This is a genomic window from Pedobacter gandavensis (assembly GCF_032678745.1).
In the GTDB taxonomy this organism is placed as follows: domain Bacteria; phylum Bacteroidota; class Bacteroidia; order Sphingobacteriales; family Sphingobacteriaceae; genus Pedobacter; species Pedobacter gandavensis_C.
In genome coordinates this window covers 525,212-542,998 of record NZ_JAVTST010000003.1, presented here as the reverse complement: position 1 = coordinate 542,998, position 17,787 = coordinate 525,212, and the positions used below count along the sequence as shown (strand labels likewise).

Annotated in this window: 13 protein-coding genes; 4 read left to right on the top strand and 9 right to left on the bottom strand. The window is 38.8% G+C overall.

The window, feature by feature from the left end; genetic code table 11:
• Nucleotides 1-15: 15 nt before the first annotated feature.
• Nucleotides 16-660: a lactate utilization protein C gene (locus tag R2S10_RS13755; RefSeq protein ID WP_316840996.1), complete on the top strand. Its 645-nt coding sequence runs from the start codon at nt 16-18 to the stop codon at nt 658-660.
• 66 nt (nt 661-726) lie between these two features.
• Nucleotides 727-1,809, top strand: coding sequence for a ketoacyl-ACP synthase III (locus R2S10_RS13750; RefSeq protein ID WP_316840995.1), 1,083 nt, complete (start codon nt 727-729; stop codon nt 1,807-1,809).
• A 76-nt stretch (nt 1,810-1,885) separates the two neighbouring features.
• Here R2S10_RS13750 and R2S10_RS13745 read toward each other — a convergent pair whose 3' ends face one another.
• From R2S10_RS13745 to R2S10_RS13725, 5 genes are all read right to left on the bottom strand, one after another.
• A complete protein-coding gene (locus R2S10_RS13745; RefSeq protein ID WP_316840994.1) occupies nt 1,886-3,382 on the bottom strand; it encodes a tetratricopeptide repeat protein in 1,497 nt (498 codons plus the stop codon).
• 135 nt (nt 3,383-3,517) lie between these two features.
• Nucleotides 3,518-4,261: a zinc ribbon domain-containing protein gene (locus tag R2S10_RS13740; protein WP_316840993.1), complete on the bottom strand. Its 744-nt coding sequence runs from the start codon at nt 4,259-4,261 to the stop codon at nt 3,518-3,520.
• A complete protein-coding gene (locus R2S10_RS13735) occupies nt 4,261-5,358 on the bottom strand; it encodes a Nif3-like dinuclear metal center hexameric protein (RefSeq protein ID WP_316840992.1) in 1,098 nt (365 codons plus the stop codon). The genes R2S10_RS13740 and R2S10_RS13735 overlap by 1 nt, the downstream gene beginning before the upstream one ends.
• A gap of 120 nt (nt 5,359-5,478) precedes the next feature.
• Nucleotides 5,479-5,838 (bottom strand): TM2 domain-containing protein, encoded by a 360-nt coding sequence (locus R2S10_RS13730; protein ID WP_082461367.1) that lies wholly within the window; start codon nt 5,836-5,838, stop codon nt 5,479-5,481.
• Nucleotides 5,831-6,157: a DUF2752 domain-containing protein gene (locus tag R2S10_RS13725; protein ID WP_316840991.1), complete on the bottom strand. Its 327-nt coding sequence runs from the start codon at nt 6,155-6,157 to the stop codon at nt 5,831-5,833. Before R2S10_RS13725 ends, R2S10_RS13730 begins: the two co-directional genes overlap by 8 nt.
• A 111-nt stretch (nt 6,158-6,268) precedes the next feature.
• On the opposite strand from R2S10_RS13725, the gene mfd reads away from it, so the two are divergent.
• Together mfd and R2S10_RS13715 are read left to right on the top strand one after the other, a co-directional pair.
• Nucleotides 6,269-9,610 (top strand): transcription-repair coupling factor, encoded by a 3,342-nt coding sequence (mfd, locus tag R2S10_RS13720; protein ID WP_316840990.1) that lies wholly within the window; start codon nt 6,269-6,271, stop codon nt 9,608-9,610.
• An 11-nt stretch (nt 9,611-9,621) separates the two neighbouring features.
• Nucleotides 9,622-9,834, top strand: a complete 213-nt coding sequence (locus tag R2S10_RS13715) for a DUF3820 family protein (protein ID WP_316840989.1) — start codon at nt 9,622-9,624, stop codon at nt 9,832-9,834.
• A gap of 113 nt (nt 9,835-9,947) precedes the next feature.
• Here the strand turns inward: R2S10_RS13715 and R2S10_RS13710 are convergent, their stop codons facing one another.
• The 4 genes from R2S10_RS13710 to R2S10_RS13695 are packed head-to-tail and all read right to left on the bottom strand — an operon-like array spanning nt 9,948 to nt 17,784.
• Nucleotides 9,948-11,273 (bottom strand): DUF4302 domain-containing protein, encoded by a 1,326-nt coding sequence (locus R2S10_RS13710; protein WP_316840988.1) that lies wholly within the window; start codon nt 11,271-11,273, stop codon nt 9,948-9,950.
• 22 nt (nt 11,274-11,295) lie between these two features.
• Nucleotides 11,296-12,678, bottom strand: a complete 1,383-nt coding sequence (locus R2S10_RS13705; RefSeq protein WP_316840987.1) for a substrate import-associated zinc metallohydrolase lipoprotein — start codon at nt 12,676-12,678, stop codon at nt 11,296-11,298.
• A gap of 13 nt (nt 12,679-12,691) precedes the next feature.
• On the bottom strand, nt 12,692-14,140 hold the full coding sequence (locus R2S10_RS13700; protein WP_316840986.1) for a RagB/SusD family nutrient uptake outer membrane protein: 1,449 nt from the start codon (nt 14,138-14,140) through the stop codon (nt 12,692-12,694).
• A gap of 23 nt (nt 14,141-14,163) precedes the next feature.
• The gene (locus R2S10_RS13695) at nt 14,164-17,784 is read right to left on the bottom strand and encodes a SusC/RagA family TonB-linked outer membrane protein (protein WP_316840985.1); all 3,621 of its coding nucleotides are present in this window, start codon (nt 17,782-17,784) and stop codon (nt 14,164-14,166) included.
• Nucleotides 17,785-17,787: the final 3 nt, after the last annotated feature.

The window sequence follows — 17,787 nt, the reverse complement described above, 5'->3', positions numbered from 1 at the left end:
TTCCTCCTTTTTTTTATGCAAGAAAACCGATCTTCTAAAGAATTAATGCTAAAAAAGATAAGGAAAGCACTTTTAGAAAAGCGCGACAATCCCTATCCGAATCTGGAAGATACCCCATTGTATCCTAAGAACGATGAATTCCTGGAAATCATGTTCGCTGAGGAGTTGACTGCCGTTTCCGGTAACTTTATTTATTGTGAAAATGGCATGGATTTCATTGAAAATATGCTGCAACTCGCAGAGAAATTCAACTGGAGAAAGATCTATTGCTGGGAGCCTGAATTACAAAACCTTTTATCAGAATATGAATTCCCCTTTTATCAGACCGATAAGGATTTTGAAATGGCGGAAGTAGGAATTACCCTTTGTGAAGCCTTAATTGCACGCAATGGCTCGGTGATGGTTTCTAATGAAAATGCGGCTGGCAGAAGGCTAAGTATTTTCCCTCACCATCATATCATTATTGCCAGAACCGGTCAGCTGGTCCTGGATTTGAAAGATGCCTTTAAACTCATCAAAAACAAATATGCTGATCAGCTTCCTTCTATGATTAGCACGATTACCGGACCCAGCAGAACTGCTGATATTGAGAAAACACTGGTACTCGGCGCACATGGACCTAAGGAATTATTTGTAATTTTAATCGACGATTTTAGCTAATCGTTTTACATTTCAATTAATTAATCCTAATTTTATACTGTACACCAAATCAGTATCCGGTTCAAAATGGGCGAAAAAACAAACATACATTCAGTTATTATAGGTACTGGGAGTTATATTCCAGAAAATATCATCTCAGGTGACGCCTTTTTGAATTCTACCTTTTACGACAATGGCCAGCTATTGGAGAAGGATATTCATGAGATTATCCATAAGTTTAGCGAGATCACCGAGATCAAAGAGCGACGCTATATTGACGATCATTTGAACAATAGTGATATGGCTACAGTTGCGGCACAACGTGCAATTGACCATGCTTCAATCGATAAAGAAAGTCTGGATCATATTATCTTTTGCCATAATTTTGGCGATGTAAAACCTGGTAGTAACCGAATGGACATTTTGCCTTCTCTTGCCGCAAAGGTGAAACAAGCACTGGAGATCAACAATCCTGATTGTGTGGCATATGACCTTATCTTTGGTTGTCCGGGTTGGGTACAGGGCGCTATTCAGGCAAATTATCTGATCCAAAGCGGCGATGCTAAAAGAGTATTGGTGATTGGTGCGGAAACTTTATCCAGAATTACTGATCCTCATGACAGGGATTCGATGATTTTTTCTGATGGTGCAGCTGCAGTAGTATTTGAGGGGCAATCTTCTACAGAAGACCTCGGCATTATTGCGCATAAAACACAGACCTATGCGGTTAATTTCGGCTCACTGTTACAGATGGGCAAAAGTAACAATCCTGCGGAAGACAATGGTAACGCTTATTTGAAGATGAATGGCCGTAAGCTCTATGAATTTGCGGTAACTAATGTTCCACAGGTGGTAAAGAAAGCCATTGATAAAGCAGGGATTGACATTACTGCGATTAAAATTGTGTTTATTCACCAGGCAAACGGAAAAATGGACCATGCCATCATGAAACGTCTTTTCAAATTATATGATATGGATACTGTTCCGGAAAACCTGGTTCCGATGTCTATTTGCTGGCTTGGAAATAGTTCTGTGGCTACAGTGCCTACCCTCTTGGACTTAGTCTGGAAAGGCAATGTAGAGGGCTATCAGATCAATAAAGGCGACTATGCCGTCTTTGCTTCTGTAGGCGCAGGGATGCACATAAATGCATTTGTTTATCGTTTTTAATCCTGTAGTATTCTTATTTGAAACAAGGTATTACCATTAAAATTTTATATGTAAGGTCCCAGATAAAATAAACTGATTATTTTATCCGGTTTAATCCGGCCTTAGCTTGAGTTTCAATGCTGCTTTCATACTCATGATTTTTCATTTGAATGGCGGTATTGAAACTCTCTTTTGCTTTAACCATATTCTTTTGTTTTTCATATACTTTTCCCATCTGTAATGCGGCATTAGCAGCAAAATAGTATTTCAATTGCTTTCCAGTGTTGATGGCAAGCTGATAATTGGTTAAAGCATCTTCGAATTTACCCTGATCATCGTACAACCGCCCCAGTCGGTAGTAATACTCTGTGCGGTCGCGGCCGGGACTAAAATTATCTGCTTTACGTTCTGTTAATATCGCCAGCCCTTTTGCGTCATATCCTCCATCAAATAATAACCTGGCTTTTAATAAGGTTAAATCAGGCCTTGGCGCATTGGCTTCGTTAAGGGCCTGCTTATCTTTTTCCTGATAGAGATAACCACTGTTCTTTACTTTAGTGGTAAAAGCTGAATAAGCCCCTGTGTCGCCTTTTAGTAAGGAAAGCCAAGCCAAGTGCAAGTTAGCGTCTTTAATGTAATTGACGCCTTTATTTTGCTGTAAAAAGCGGTTAAAATAAGTACTGGCATTAAGGTCGAGCTTATTGAGCATACTAGCTCCAAGCAGGAAATCCAGATAAGGGAAGGCGGCGTAATAATTTCCTGAAGGGCGATTTTGCAAAATCTGAATCGCTTCCGCGTTATGTCCGGTTTTTGCGCATACCGCAGCTTGTAAATAAGCTTTCAATAAGCTACTATCGGCCATCCTTGCGGTGTATTTCATCGTTTTCTGGTAGGCATTCGAGCTGTGTGCAATGTCGTTTAGGACGAATACATAATAGAATACCACTTCTTCATAGAAAGGTTCATAAGTAGATTTGGGAAGATTTTCGACAAGGTTATCCAGCATATTCATGCCGGCCTGGAGGTTGCCCTTGATTCCAAAAGTAGCCAATGTACTTTTTAACATTCCATCAGGTAGGTTTCCGAGGAAGGCATTGATCACTCCCAGACCTTTTGAATTGAGGTGAAAGCCTGGGAATTTTTTAGTATTTTCCTGTAATAGTCCATTGGCTTTCTTAATCTCCCTTGCCGCAGTAAAATATTCTCCATAACGTCCCCTTATTAAAGCCCATTGCAAGTTGATTTCAGCTTGTGCATACAAGTAATAAGGCGAGCTTTTATCATCCCCTTCTATCTGATCCAGTCTTTTCGATTTGTTATCTTTCAGCTGATCAAAATCGGCTTTGCTTTCTGTAGTCAGCAAATGAAAGTAATCGATATAATTTTCCAGTAAGGGTATAATCGCATTTTTAGGATTTATCTTTTTCTCATTTGCGATCAATGCTTTTGCAGTATTGAGTTTCAGTTCAAAGATATTCTGGTAGGCCTTCAGACAGTTGGCATTGAAATCAAAGTTGGCAAAGAGCGCTGTCGGTGCGATTAAGAACAATATTAAAAGCGATAACCTGGCACAATAGAATTTTACTTCAGACATATGGAATACATTGTACTATAAAGAATTAATTAGGATTAACAGCATTAGGGCGACAATGTTTCAAAGATAAAAAACAGGCGCAACGAAAAAAGGCCGGAAATAAATTCCGGCCTTTTTATATTCGATAATTTGTGCTTATACTGGAGCTACTTCTTGTGTTAGGGCTTCATCCACAAGGATTCTTCCACAATGCTCGCAAACAATAATTTTCTTACGTTGACGAATGTCAAGCTGACGTTGAGGCGGGATCTGGTTGAAACAACCTGAACATGAATCGCGGTCAATTGTTACCACTGCTAATCCGTTATTTGCATTTCCTCTTAACCTGTTATAAGCGGTTAAAAGTCTTTCCTCTATTAGAGTTTCTGCTTTTTCAGATTTTTTAGCTAGTGATTGCTCTTCTTTTTCCGTTTCAGCAGTAATGGTTTGCAATTCGCCTTTTTTAATTTCAAGATCTTTTTTTCTTGATTCTAAATCAGCTAATGCTTTTTCATAAACCTCATTTTTCGTTGTGATGTCAAATCCGTACTCTCTGATCTTTTTCTCACAAACCTGAATTTCAAGCGTTTGTATTTCTACCTCTTTAGTTAAGGCATCGTACTCACGGTTGTTTTTAACATCTTTTAACTGGGTCTCATATTTCTTGATCAAGTTTTGAGCTTCTTTGATCATGTTTTTACGCGTTACAATGGCATCTTCAGTATCATCCAATTCGCCTTTGAATTTTTGTATACGTGTTTCCAGGCCAGCAACTTCGTCTTCCAAATCAGCCACTTCCATAGGTAATTCACCACGGATTTGACGTATTTTATCGATCTTAGTATGCAGGGTTTGTAATTCGTATAAAGCTTTTAGCTTTTGCTCTACAGTTTGTTCCATTAAATGAAATAATTTATGGGGTTTGTGTTATGCTCCGTTAAACGGATTGCAAAGTTAGGAAATTTTTCTTGAATAATATCTATCAACAAATCAGATGTAAATTGTTCACTCTCAAAGTGTCCGATATCTGCGATGACTAATTTTTCATCGGCATCAAAAAACTCATGGTATTTAAAATCGGCGGTTACAAATGCATCGGCACCCGCAGCAATTGCATCTTTCAGCAGAAAGCTCCCGGAACCGCCACAAACTGCGACCTTCCTGATGCGTTTCGGCAATAGTTTGGTGTGTCTGATGACCACTGCGTCCATCCTGTCTTTGACCAGGTTAAGGAATGCACGGCCATCTATTGCTTCTTCCAACCAGCCAATCATACCCGCTCCTACTGTATCTAATTTATTCTCCAGTTGATAGATGTCGTAAGCGACTTCTTCGTAAGGGTGATTTTCCAGTAAGGCCAGGAGGATCTTACGCTCATTTTGTGCGACAAATACCGTTTCAATCCTTATTTCGGATTCATGGTGGCGGATTCCCGGTTCTCCAACGAAAGGATCTGAATCATCATTTCCCTTGAAGGTACCTGTACCTGTTGCATTGAAACTACATTCACTATAGTTATTAATATTTCCGGCTCCCGCAGCAAAAAGTGCATCTTTCAGCTCTTCTGCATGCTCCACCGGGCAAAAAGTAACGAGTTTCTTTAGTAACGAAGACTTAGGGCTAAGGATTTTGGCATTTTTTAATCCTAGTCTTTTCGCGATTACACCGTTCACGCCATATTTTACATGGTCCAGATTGGTATGTATGGCATACAAAGCAATGTTATTCTGAATGGCTTTCAAAACTACCCTTTCCACATAAGTTTTTCCGGTGATCTTTTTCAGACCTTTAAAAACGATGGGATGATGGGTAATGATCAGGTTACAGTTTTGAGTAATAGCCTCATCAACAATCTCTTCTGTACAGTCTAAAGCGACTAATGCGCCATGTACTTCCATTTCAGGCTGACCAATCAGCAGGCCTGAGTTGTCATAATCTTCCTGATAATTGAGCGGTGCAAATGCTTCCAGGTGTGCTATTAAAATGGATAATCTCATAAGCTGTAAATTTACGATTTGAACCTCAGAAAATAAACTTAATCATTTTAAGGCTTTTCAGCATTTGAAAAACAAAAAAAGCCGGTACAAATTTGCACCGGCCTTTATATTAGGAGTGATTTATTGAATATTTCCCATTTTCACCATTTGTAAGCTTTCGAAAACCATACGTTGGTTGTATTCCATTGCTAAAGTTTTATGGTTTACCAGATCGATAATAGTTCCAATAAAACATAAGCCCAAAGTAAAGAAGTACAGCACGCCCATTCCGATTTGATTTACCAGAAATCTAGGCAATCCCGGAACAAAAAAACCAAGGATACAGTACAATACCATATCGTCTGGATTCCTTCTTTTACTTCCGTAAATCATTAAAAATCCCCTTAACTGTTGTTCACTAAATCCTGTAGTTGCAGTCTGCAAGTAAGAATATTCCTGGGGTGTGATACCCGGCAATGTCATAAATGGTGAATCAAACATATCTCTCCTCCTTGTATTTTAATTTTCTATTGTTATCTATTCTTCTATTAATCAATTCAATAATTCGGTGACCAATGATCATCAGCGCAGGTATTCCAAACCAATGATGCGCCAGACTTTCCTTGATATTTCCGTGGAACAACTGCGTAATTGCTCTACCAATTCCACAACCCGGACACCATTCTATACCCATATTCGCCAGTGGACAAAGCGTAAAATGATCCAGATGTCCATGCTTTAGTGGATCTGCAATAGCAAGCATCACCAAGGCCGTAATCCAGAAGATCAATTCAACAGGTATGCGGTGTAGCGTTTTCATCTATAGGCTTTATTCGATAGGAAATCCGGTGTCCCAATATCGTTTTTATTTTAGATTGATTATTAGAGACTTTGTTACATTTAAGCTCATCATAAATCTTACCTTTGCATAGTGAACATCCGTGACCTGATTAATACATATAAAACAGACGAACGCATTGTCGCATTGGCAAAAGCCCTCAACGCGGGCAAAGGTAATAAACTTCAACTAAAAGGATTAGTTGGTTCTGCCGATGCAACGATAGCCATTGCTATTTATTTTCTGTTACACAAACCCATGTTATTTGTACTTCCTGATCGGGAAGAAGCTTCTTATTTCATGGCCGATCTGGAAAGCATCCTCGACAAAGAGGTGCTGCTTTTTCCTTCATCCTTCCGTAAACCATTCGAGTTCACCCAGGTAGATACTGCAAATGTATTGGCCAGGGCAGAAGTACTCAATGAGCTAAATCACCATTCAGAATATGGCAAGATTGTAGTCACCTATCCGGAGGCTTTGGCTGAAAAAGTGATCAATAGGAGTGTACTAGAGAAAAACACACTGGAAATTGCTGTTCAAACGAAATTAGGGATTGATTTTATCAATGAATTCCTATTCGATTATGATTTTGAACGTACCGAATTCGTCTATGAACCCGGACAGTTCTCTATCAGGGGTGGAATTGTCGATATTTTCTCTTTTTCTCATGATTTGCCTTACCGTATTGAGTTTTTTGGTGATGTGATTGAAAGCATCAGGACTTTCGAAATTGAAAGTCAGCTTTCGGTAGAAGATGTAAAAAGTTTTACCATTATCCCAAATGTGCAATCCAAATACCTGACAGAAAGTAACATTAACCTGTTAGATTACATAGAAAAAGACACACAGCTATGGTTTAAAGACGTAGAATTTAGTCTGGATATCATTAAAGCTGGCTATAAGAAAGCAAAAGAACTCTGGCTGGCTTTACCTGCAAAGGAGAAATCGGAGAATCTGGATTGGATAGATCCTAAATTTGCTTTTACTGATGAGAAAATGATGGCTGATATGGTTCATGATTTTGCATTGGTAGAATTTGGTAAACAGTTTTTCTATAAAACTGAGCAGATCTTTTCTTTTGACACTAAGCCACAGCCCTCCTTCAACAAAGACTTTAACCTACTCATTCACAACTTAAAAGAGAATGAGAAACAGGGTATTCATAATTATATTTTCAGTTCTTCGCCAAAACAAACCGAGCGTTTGTATGCTATTTTAGAAGATATTGATAAAACAGCCAAATTTACACCGGTCAATATTCCATTGAGGGAAGGTTTCTTAGACCCATATCTGAATGTGGCTTTTTACACAGACCATCAGATCTTTGACCGTTTCTATAAATACAAGCTAAAACGAGGCTACCAACGGAGTCAGGCGATTACTTTGAAAGAATTAAGAGACCTTAAACCCGGAGATTTTGTAACTCATATTGACCATGGTATCGGAAAATATGCTGGTTTAGAAAAAGTAGAGGTGAGCGGTAAGACCCAGGAGATGATCCGTCTGGTCTATGCAGACAATGATTTGCTCTATGTAAATATCAACTCCCTAAATCGGATTGCGAAATACAGTGGAAAGGATGGTACTCCTCCAAAAATGAATAAACTGGGTACAGAAGCCTGGGATAAGCTAAAAAAGAACACTAAAAAAAAAGTTAAAGACATTGCCCGGGACCTGATTAAGCTATACGCGATCAGAAAAACTCAGGTTGGTACTGCTTTTGCCCCTGATGGCTATCTGGAAACAGAGCTGGAGGCTTCCTTCATTTATGAGGATACTCCGGATCAGGAGAAGGCAACCATGGACGTTAAGAAAGACATGGAGGCCCCACATCCGATGGATCGTCTGATTTGTGGTGATGTAGGCTTTGGAAAGACAGAAATTGCGATCAGAGCCGCGTTTAAAGCTGTTGCAAATGGAAAACAAGCCGCAGTACTCGTTCCAACAACGATTCTTGCGCTTCAGCATTTTAAAACTTTTTCTGCACGATTGAAGGATTTCCCTTGTACAGTGGATTACATCAATCGTTTCAAGACCAATAAACAAATCAAGGAAACCTTAGCTAAAGTAGCTGATGGGAAGGTAGACATCATAATCGGAACCCATAGACTCCTGAGTAAAGATGTTAAATTCAAGGATCTGGGCATCATGATCATTGATGAAGAGCAGAAGTTTGGTGTAACATCCAAAGAAAAACTAAGACTATTGAGAGCCAATGTAGATACGCTTACTTTAACGGCTACACCAATTCCAAGGACTTTACACTTTTCCCTGATGGGTGCAAGAGATCTTTCCATCATGAGTACGCCACCACCAAACCGTCAGGCAGTGAATACGGAACTTCATGTATTCAATGACAAATTGATTCAGGAAGCCATTCAATTCGAGCTAGATAGGGGTGGACAAGTGTTTTTCATCCATAATCGGGTAAATGATTTGCCTCAATTAGGTGGTTTAATACAAGGATTGGTTCCTAAAGCCCGAATTGGGATTGCACACGGACAGTTGGACGGTGATGCGCTGGAAGATGTGATGCTTGACTTTATCAATGGGGAAAAAGATGTATTGGTAGCCACAACCATTATTGAGGCCGGACTGGACATTCCAAATGCCAACACCATCATCATTAACCATGCCCACATGTTTGGTTTAAGCGATTTACACCAGATGAGGGGCAGGGTAGGACGCTCCAATAAAAAGGCTTTTTGCTATTTGTTGAGTCCTCCGTTATCTACACTGACTTCTGAAGCCCGGAAAAGACTGAGTGCTATAGAAGAATTTTCCGACCTGGGCAGCGGTTTTAACATCGCCATGCGGGATTTAGACATCCGTGGCAGTGGAAATCTGTTAGGAGCGGAGCAGAGTGGCTTTATTGCCGAAATTGGCTTTGAAATGTACCATAAAATCTTAGACGAAGCCATCCAGGAACTGAAAGGTGATGAATTTAAGGATTTATTCAAGGATGAACCTACACGTCCGTTTGTAACTTTCACGCAGGTAGATACTGATTTGGAGATGTTTATTCCCGATGATTATGTGACAAATATTACCGAAAGATATAACCTGTATACAGAACTTTCTAAGTTGGAAAATGAAACACAGCTGAAAGCTTTTGAAGATGCATTGAAAGATCGTTTTGGACCTGTTCCGAAGCCAGTAAAAACCATGCTCAATGTATTGCGTTTGCAATGGGTGGCTAAGAAACTAGCTTTTGAAAAGCTGAGCTTTAAAAAAGGAGTGTTGCGGGGGTATTTCATTGCTGATAAGCAATCTTCTTTCTTTGATTCAACGATGTTCAATCAGATTCTGCATTTTGCACAGATGCATCCAAGAATCTGTAATTTAAAGGAAGTGAAAAACTCTTTAAGAATTGCTTTTGAAAACCTGAATACGGTGGATGAAGCGGTAGAGATGCTAAATATGGTCGCTAATTAACCCAATAAGCAATGAATCCCCAAATATTAAATGATCTGGTAACGATGAAAATGCCTTTTGGTAAATACCAGGGAAAAACCATGTGTGACCTTCCCGAATCTTACCTGATCTGGTTTCACAATAAGGGCTTTCCTCCTGGAAAACTAGGGGAGATGCTAGCCACATTATATGAAATCAAATTGAATGGTTTAGAATATCTTTTGCAGCCTTTAAAAAGACGTTAACATAAACTATGCTCATAGCTAAGAAAATTGATTAGCGGGCTTTATTTTCATTAAAAAGGACATAAAAAAAGCAGCAGATTCCCCTCTGCTGCTTTTTTTATGCTGATTAACGACTATTGAGCCAATACTCCATAGAAATAAGAGTTTGGATTTGTCTGACTTAAGAAGCCACCTACAGTTGACCCGGATGGTGCTGCTGCAGCAATATAGGCGATCTTAAAGGCGTTTGTATTTAGATAATTAATAAACGGAGTTAATGCTGGCCTAATCGCCTCCCCATTACTTACCGTTGTACCAGTAACTGGTGCAGGAATTCCAGTAAGTTGAGCAACCCCAGCATCATTTACCGCCATGTTGAAGTAAAAATCTCCATCATAGAAAGTAGTAGTAGAGGTACCCGCTGGAAGGAAGCGAACCCTTAGGATCATTTGGTTATTTCCTGTAAACAATAAGGTCATATAATCCAGTCGCAGGCCTTGAATCAAGGTTAAGCTTGACACTGCAGCGTTATACCTGGCCACAAAATCTGCCGACAAATCAGGTAAAACAGCTGGACTGATCTTCATAGAAGTATATCTAGTACCAAGAAGTGTATGCAATGCTGGTGTTTTATCAAGAATCAAAGGAACAGTAGAAGCCACAACTTTGTATTTGGTAGTCCCTTCCAGCAGGTAAAAATAGCTATCAGTAGCATCCCAGAATACTTTTTTGAATACATGCGTACCATAAATGATTGGATTTTTAATCTCCAGTCCATCGATTGCAAAAGCAAAAGCATTGTCTAGACCGCCAATATTCAATGACTTTGTAGATACACCAATAGACACCGGTACTTGTTTGTTGTCTAGCATTACATAAGGAAATTTTCCAGCTAAAAAGGCAACTGTTTTGGTTCTCATAGTGTTTAAACCTCCTCCTATGATCGCTTGCTCTTCATCCGCTGAGAGTTTCACCATTTTCAGGATGTTCTCATTAATAATACCTTCTAGTTTTAAAGTATCAGGATTGGCATCCCCCGTAAAGCCGAATTCGAAATCAGAAGTTAGGCCTTTACCGGCTGTTCCACCGTTTACCGCTGGATTTGGATCAGACAACAAATGGATAGAGTTGTAAGTATCAAATATTAACGTTGGGAACTGTAATGCTTTTAGCCTGTAAGTACTTTCTTTGATTGCTGAGGCTGTTGACGCATCAAAATCAGAAAGCATTTTGACCTTTCCTTCCTTATCAAACTTGAAGTAAAAGGAAAACCCTTTACCTCCTTTAGGAAAGATCGTTGCCTTCCAGCCATTTGCTGGCGTCGTTAGCTGCGACTGGTCTGCAGCCAATGCCTCACCCAGTCTTTTATCCACATCATCAAAAATGGGGCTTTCATTTTTCTTGCATCCGGATAGTATTACACCTGCAAACAAAATGATATATAATAGGAATTTTTTCATATCTGTATTTTTAAAATCAGTATTAATACTTAATTGCGCCTAGGTTACCAAAGAAGAATGAATTGGGATCTGTAGTTTTTGTCATTTGCCCAAATTCAAGGAAATTGGAATCATAACGCCAGCTTACGCCAAAGCTTCCTGTAGTCAGGTAATTGGTTAATGCGACTAATCCTGGAGCGATTACATTCGCATTTCCGTCCCTTCTGACATAGGTTAAGGTTAGGTTTCTTGATGCATCATAGGCTACTTTATAAGCAAAGTGAGCTAAATAATTTGTCCCTGCTGCATTAGAGAAATTTAATCTCAACACCAGTTCTCCTGCCCTTGGATAAAAGAATAGCGTAAAACTTTTAGGAATATATCCAATTGCTGCCATTCCAGTTTTAGCGGTATTCCAGGTGCTCAAGAATGCACTCGACATGCCCGGCATGGTTACCGGATCTACGGTTAATGAGGTAAATTGCCTTCTGTTACCAAATAATCCAGATAAGGCCACCGGTGCATTTTGCGCAATAGCATAATTAGTCCGATTCTGTAATCTTGGGAACTCAATTCCAAACGATTGTTTAAAATAGGTGATCACATTTGCTTCTTTTTTTCTGATAAATGCTTGTGCCGTTGCATTAGGTTTTTCTCTTGCAATAATAAAAGGAGGATTTAGAGGATCAGGAATAGAGTCTAGTTTAACCTCTACAATATTGTCTACTTTCGCATTGTATGAGGCTTTACCTTCTGTCAGCATCACGGAAACCATTTCTGCAAAATCCTCACCAGGAGCCGCCTGAGCATACTCAGTAATGAATCCAGCTGCATTAGCAGAAGCCATGGTCGTGTTATTCCAATCCGAAGTATATCCGCCAGGAGTAATCAAAGGATACTCTTTTGAAAAATTCACAGTTTGGTTTAAAATGTGTGTAAACTCATGGTGAATGGTTTTCAATACCGGTTTAACGATCGTTGCATTTGTTTTATCAAAATTATTGATGTTATAAAGTGTCACCTTATTTCCACCTTCAGCTTCCCCTAAAGTAACCGTAGTGCCATTATATTTCAAACTTCCCACCAGTACATATTGTCTAGGTGCAAATTGCTTGATAAATGCTTCCCCGGCTTCTGCCGTATAAACATCAATCCATCCCAATTTAACAGTTTCCATTGTCGGCTTCACGCGATCCACATTAGGAGGGATCATAGTTTTAGAAACATCTAGATCTGAGCCGTCCCAACGGTATTTTATATCCATATTATATGGCGAAAAAGTACTGGTTAGCCAGTTATCTAAGTCAGAAGGTGGCCATTTATCACCTCCAAGTCCAACAATCTCTCTATCTAGATTTTCAGTTTTTTTACAAGACAGCACAGATAACATCATCCCAACTGCTAATAATATATTTATTTTTTTCATCTTAATCTGCTAATTAACGTGGGTTTAACTGTATTCCTGACAAAGTAACTTCTGCAGGTAATTGTAACAATCTTCTTGGATCATTTGCTGCAAGCGTTCGTATAGTACCATCCTGATCATTATGGGTTACTGGCAAATTCAAGCGCTTAATATCCATCCATCTGATCCCCTCATGTACAAATTCTGCACGTTTAATATCCAATACAGCATTCAGATAAGCTTCTTTAACATCCGTTGTTTTTGATACATAAAAAGCCATTATCTTTGCATTAGTTAAACCATTGGCAGCCTCCTGGTAATTCAATACCCTTTGACTAATCAGCGCATTCATATCTGCTAAAGCTGAAGCATAATCTTCATTCATTACATAGGCTTCTGCTCTGTTCATTAATAATTCTTCCGTAGTCAGAAAAGGAACCATTGAATAATTAAGACCCGTGGTGGCATTAATACTGGAATACACAAAGTGACGGTAGAATTTATTGACAAAATAAAAAGTACTACTGGTAGAGTATTTTTTTAATGCTGTGAAATCAACCCCAACTGGAGCGGTTACCGAATTCAATTTCACCTGTGAAAATGAGTAACGACTTCCATAATAAGCACTTGGAACCATATTGGTAATTGTTTCTCCAAGAAGTAGGTTTCCAGGGTTTGTTGCACTGGTAAACTGCTTTTGTTGCTCTGTGATGTCTAAGTTTGCATAACTAATCCATGGTCTAACATTTCCAGCGAAATTATTAGAAGGAAAAGCAAGATTAGCGGCATCAATAACGCTCTTATAATCTCTTTTGTTCAGGTAAAATCTGGCGGCAAAAGCTTGAGCTGCTTTTTTTGTAAAGTGATAGGCTGGCACAGCATAATTGTCTTTAATCAAGGGTAAGCCCTCCTTTAAATCTTTTTCTATCTGTTCGTACACATAAGCAACTGTTTTGCGATCATATTGCTGCAGCACCACTTTTTCCGGAGCAGTTACGTAAGGAATTCCAGGATCTGTTCCTGATGTTGCAGGATTATAAGCCTTAGCATAATAGCTAACGAGCATAAAATGTGCATAGGCCCGGGCAACTAATGCTTCTCCTCTTTGACTATTATATTCTTGAGGATTTGCTGCGTTGTTACAGGCCTCCAGCGCCTGATTGGCTGCGGCAATAGCCTCGTAACAAGAGCCCCAATAATAGGTTGGTGAATCCTGAGAGATAGATTCTGGATCTTTCCAAAAATAGCCACCAATATTCATTTGGTTTACACCACCGGCAGTGCTATTGTCTATCGGGTTATCTGACATGGCTTCAGAAAGCAAAAATAGATTGGCTTTAGGGTAGGCGGTCACTAATAATTCCGAAACTTTACCTGGCGTATTTAACTTTGTTCGTTGATCGGGTGCCTGATCCAGGTATTTCTTACAACCCGAAGAAAGCACAAGAGCAGATAACATGGTATATATGATAATTTTTTTCATTGTAATTCTAATTTAAGTGTAGATTAAATGCTCACTTTTAAGGCTAAAGTGACTTGCTTAGGAATTGGTAATGCTACTCCTCCAGAGCTGAAGAATTCAGGATCTTGTCCGTTCAATTTCTTATCTGCATAGATTAGCCAAAGGTTATTTCCAACCAAGCTTAGCGACATATTGTGAACTCCTATTGATTTAACCCATTGTGAAGGAAGGTTATAAGCCAGAGAAACATTCTTTAACCTTACAAATGACCCATCAGCCACACGATCTGAAGAATAATTATATGCAGTATAAGGATATTTTCCATTCAGCTTATTATTGGTCACATAATCCGCAATGGAAGGGACATTAGTTGCATTTTGATCCAATGGAAGTGTCCATCTGTTCAAAAATTCTTTTGGTAGCGCCTGATCATCAGTATACCTAGAATCGAACACATTATTTAATCTGATTTTATTTCCTGCCTGATAAGAAACAAATACATTCAGGGTAAAACCTTTATAGGTGAAATTATTGTTCAAACCACCGGTAATTGTAGGGTCAACAGATCCTTCATATTTAAGGACATCTGTAATGTCACTTTGAACATATACATTGTTGCTGATTTCTCCTTTTTCATTGATGAAAAGAGGTATACCTTTTCTATCTAGCGAATTGAAATCAATAGAGTATAAACCTCTCACTGCACCCCCTTCTTTTGGTCCACCTTCAGGAACAATCAGGTCATAAATTCTAGGTTTGCTTTTTAATTTGGTGATTTTATTCTTGTTGTATCCAAAAGTAAAATTGGTTCTCCAGGCAAATCCGTCATTTTTAATGATCGGACCACCAATAGTTACCTCATATCCATGAGATTTCATATCTGCATAATTGGCTTGTTTCACTGTTTCACCACCAATTCCAGAAGTACGGATGGCGCTGATCAGGTCAAATCCTTTACGGTTGTAATAATCTACACTCACATTTAACTTATCTCCGAAAAGGCCTAAATCAAAACCAAGATTCGCCTCATATTGTTTTTCCCAGGTTAGCTCTGCGTTTTCAAGTTGTGAAATTGAAATACTCGGTTCCACTTCCGAAAGCATCGGGCGTTTGGTAGAGCCATTTTGTAAAACTACAGAAGAGTTGGTCGCACTACCCATACTTGCGGTAAGACCATAACCACCTCTTACTTTTAAATAAGAGATCTCTTTAACTTTCTTCACAAATTCCTCTTGATCAGCGTTCCATGCAGCACTAGTTGTCCAGGTTGGTAACCATCTAGCCACCGCCGACTCTCCTAAACGATTTGATCCGTCATAACGTCCTGTAGCACTAAAAACATACTTTCCTTTGTATGCATAGCTTCCGTTAACAAAGAAAGCCGCATATCTATCGTACAATTCGCTTAATCCGTAATAGTTAAAGTTACCTTCTAACATTTGTTTAATAATGCGGTAATCTACAAAAGGAACTCCTCCTTTATCATATTGATAACCGTAACCATTACTATAGCTATTTTTTCTATCGGTGTATTTCAGCTCTTGACCAGCTAGGAAGGAAACATCATGAACGTTATTGAATTGTTTCTTCCAGTCAATTTGATTTCTTACATAGAAATTGATCAGATTATCATCATTTCTATTGTATAATCCTCCTTGTGGAAGTACGATTACTTTGTCTACATTTTCCGGATAGCTAGGATCTTTGTATAAAAATGGGTTATTATTCTGAATGGTGCTTGTTGGCGCATAACGATATGCGTTGGCCATATTTGAATACTCAGAAATTCTATGTTCCCTGGTTGTTTTCACATAACGCATGGCAGCAATAGATTTAAAATTCAAATCTTTAAGGATTTTATAGCTCAATTCTGCCTGGAATTTTAAGTCCAGCATGTCCAGCTTAATCTTATTATTTTCCTGCTCTTGGATAATGTTAAATGGCGCATAGTTTTTCGGAAAGAACTCTAGATTACCATCTTCATCATAGGCGGTCATTGCTCTACTTGTATTTAGCGCATAGCTGAATGGATTAATGTCAAATGCCCTGGTATATTTTCCTTCCACTACATTACTGGTACGCCCTAATGTTCCCGGCGCATCTTGTTGTCTAAGCGCTCCGTTTGCCAATAAAGCCAAATTTACCTTAGGAGATAACTGATAATCATTACGCATATAAGTGGTGTATCTCTTCACCTTATCGGCGATCGTCCATCCATTGTCATTGTAAAAACTTGTAGAAAAGTAATGACGGGCATTCTCTGTACCTGAAGAGACACTCAATGAATGCTCCTGAACCAGAGAGTTTTTAAAAAGAATATCGAACCAATCAGTATTTACACCTACATAACGCTGAAGAAATGCTGCTTTATCAGCTGTGTTATTTTTTAAGCCAAACTGATCGCTTGCTGGATTATACTCTTTAATTTTTTGCCACATTTTAGTATAAATACCACCGTCCTGATCGTTGGCTATAGAAATTCCAAACCCACCTTTACGTGCAATCTCTGAATATACTGACATTTGATCGGCAGAATTCATGATATTATAAGTATCATAACTAGGCTTTAAAAAGGTAGAGAAATTTCCACTGTAAGATACTACCGGTTTTCCTATGCGCCCTTTTTTAGTGGTGATCACGACAACGCCATTCATTGCACGCGCACCATAAAGCGCTGTTGCAGATGCATCTTTCAAGATATTGAAACTTTCAATATCATCAGCGTTGATTCCAGCTACAGAAGATCCAATTAAAGTAGCCGCATCTCCACTGGAAAGTTGATCGTTAGAAATATTAACCACATCTTCCAATACCACACCATCGATTACCCATAATGGCTTATTCTCTCCTGAGATGGATGTTGCTCCACGAACTCTAATTTTAGGCGCCGCACCAAAGGTTCCCGATACATTCTGTACAGAAACACCAGCTACTTTACCTTCCAGCATACGACTCACATCAATAACACCATCTTGTTTTACGTCTGTTGCTTTAATACTCGTCGCAGATCCTGTAAATAACTTTTTATTAATGTTCTGAAATCCTGTAACGATAACTTCGTTTAATCTATTCTGATCTTCATTCAGGACAATATCAAAAGAAGTTCTTCCTGCAGAAACAGTCGCTTCTTCAGATTTATATCCGATATAGGAAAATACAAGGGTTGCATTATCTGATACTGAGATGCTAAATTCACCTTTACCATTTGTAGAGACACCGTTTTTTGTGCCTTTTTCCTGTACGTTAATTCCGGCAACGGCTTCTGAATTTCCATTGTTTAGTTTTAATTTTACAGTTCCTTTTGCCATTACATTTTTATTCTTGGCAATTGTAGAAGCTGGTCTTATTACTTTACTAAGGATTACTTTTGTACCGGTTTTGTAATAAGCAATTCCATTTGTTTCCAGCTGTTGCAGAACCTGATCAATAGACTTATTGTCCGTTTCAACGTCTACTTTGGTATTTTTGTTTACTTCTGAGGCATCGTAAACAAAATTAACTTTGTACTGCTTTTCGAGTCTTTTTAGGAGAAACTCTAAAGTTTCCATCTTCATCTGCATCTCTTTGAATGCGAAAACAGGTGCTGTATTGAACAAAATAACGATGGCTAAAAGCCATGAAATTCCATTCAATCTACCTCTTCTTTTGTAGAAGTCTTTAATCATAAT

Bases quoted from the DNA above. Each gene is read 5' to 3' on its own strand.
- R2S10_RS13755 (WP_316840996.1), top strand. From the start codon at position 16: ATGCAAGAAAACCGATCTTCTAAAGAATTAATGCTAAAAAAGATAAGG.
- R2S10_RS13750 (WP_316840995.1), top strand. From the start codon at position 727: ATGGGCGAAAAAACAAACATACATTCAGTTATTATAGGTACTGGGAGT.
- R2S10_RS13745 (WP_316840994.1), bottom strand. From the start codon at position 3,382: ATGTCTGAAGTAAAATTCTATTGTGCCAGGTTATCGCTTTTAATATTG.
- R2S10_RS13740 (WP_316840993.1), bottom strand. From the start codon at position 4,261: ATGGAACAAACTGTAGAGCAAAAGCTAAAAGCTTTATACGAATTACAA.
- R2S10_RS13735 (WP_316840992.1), bottom strand. From the start codon at position 5,358: ATGAGATTATCCATTTTAATAGCACACCTGGAAGCATTTGCACCGCTC.
- R2S10_RS13730 (WP_082461367.1), bottom strand. From the start codon at position 5,838: ATGTTTGATTCACCATTTATGACATTGCCGGGTATCACACCCCAGGAA.
- R2S10_RS13725 (WP_316840991.1), bottom strand. From the start codon at position 6,157: ATGAAAACGCTACACCGCATACCTGTTGAATTGATCTTCTGGATTACG.
- R2S10_RS13715 (WP_316840989.1), top strand. From the start codon at position 9,622: ATGAATCCCCAAATATTAAATGATCTGGTAACGATGAAAATGCCTTTT.
- R2S10_RS13710 (WP_316840988.1), bottom strand. From the start codon at position 11,273: ATGAAAAAATTCCTATTATATATCATTTTGTTTGCAGGTGTAATACTA.
- R2S10_RS13705 (WP_316840987.1), bottom strand. From the start codon at position 12,678: ATGAAAAAAATAAATATATTATTAGCAGTTGGGATGATGTTATCTGTG.
- R2S10_RS13700 (WP_316840986.1), bottom strand. From the start codon at position 14,140: ATGAAAAAAATTATCATATATACCATGTTATCTGCTCTTGTGCTTTCT.
- R2S10_RS13695 (WP_316840985.1), bottom strand. From the start codon at position 17,784: ATGATTAAAGACTTCTACAAAAGAAGAGGTAGATTGAATGGAATTTCA.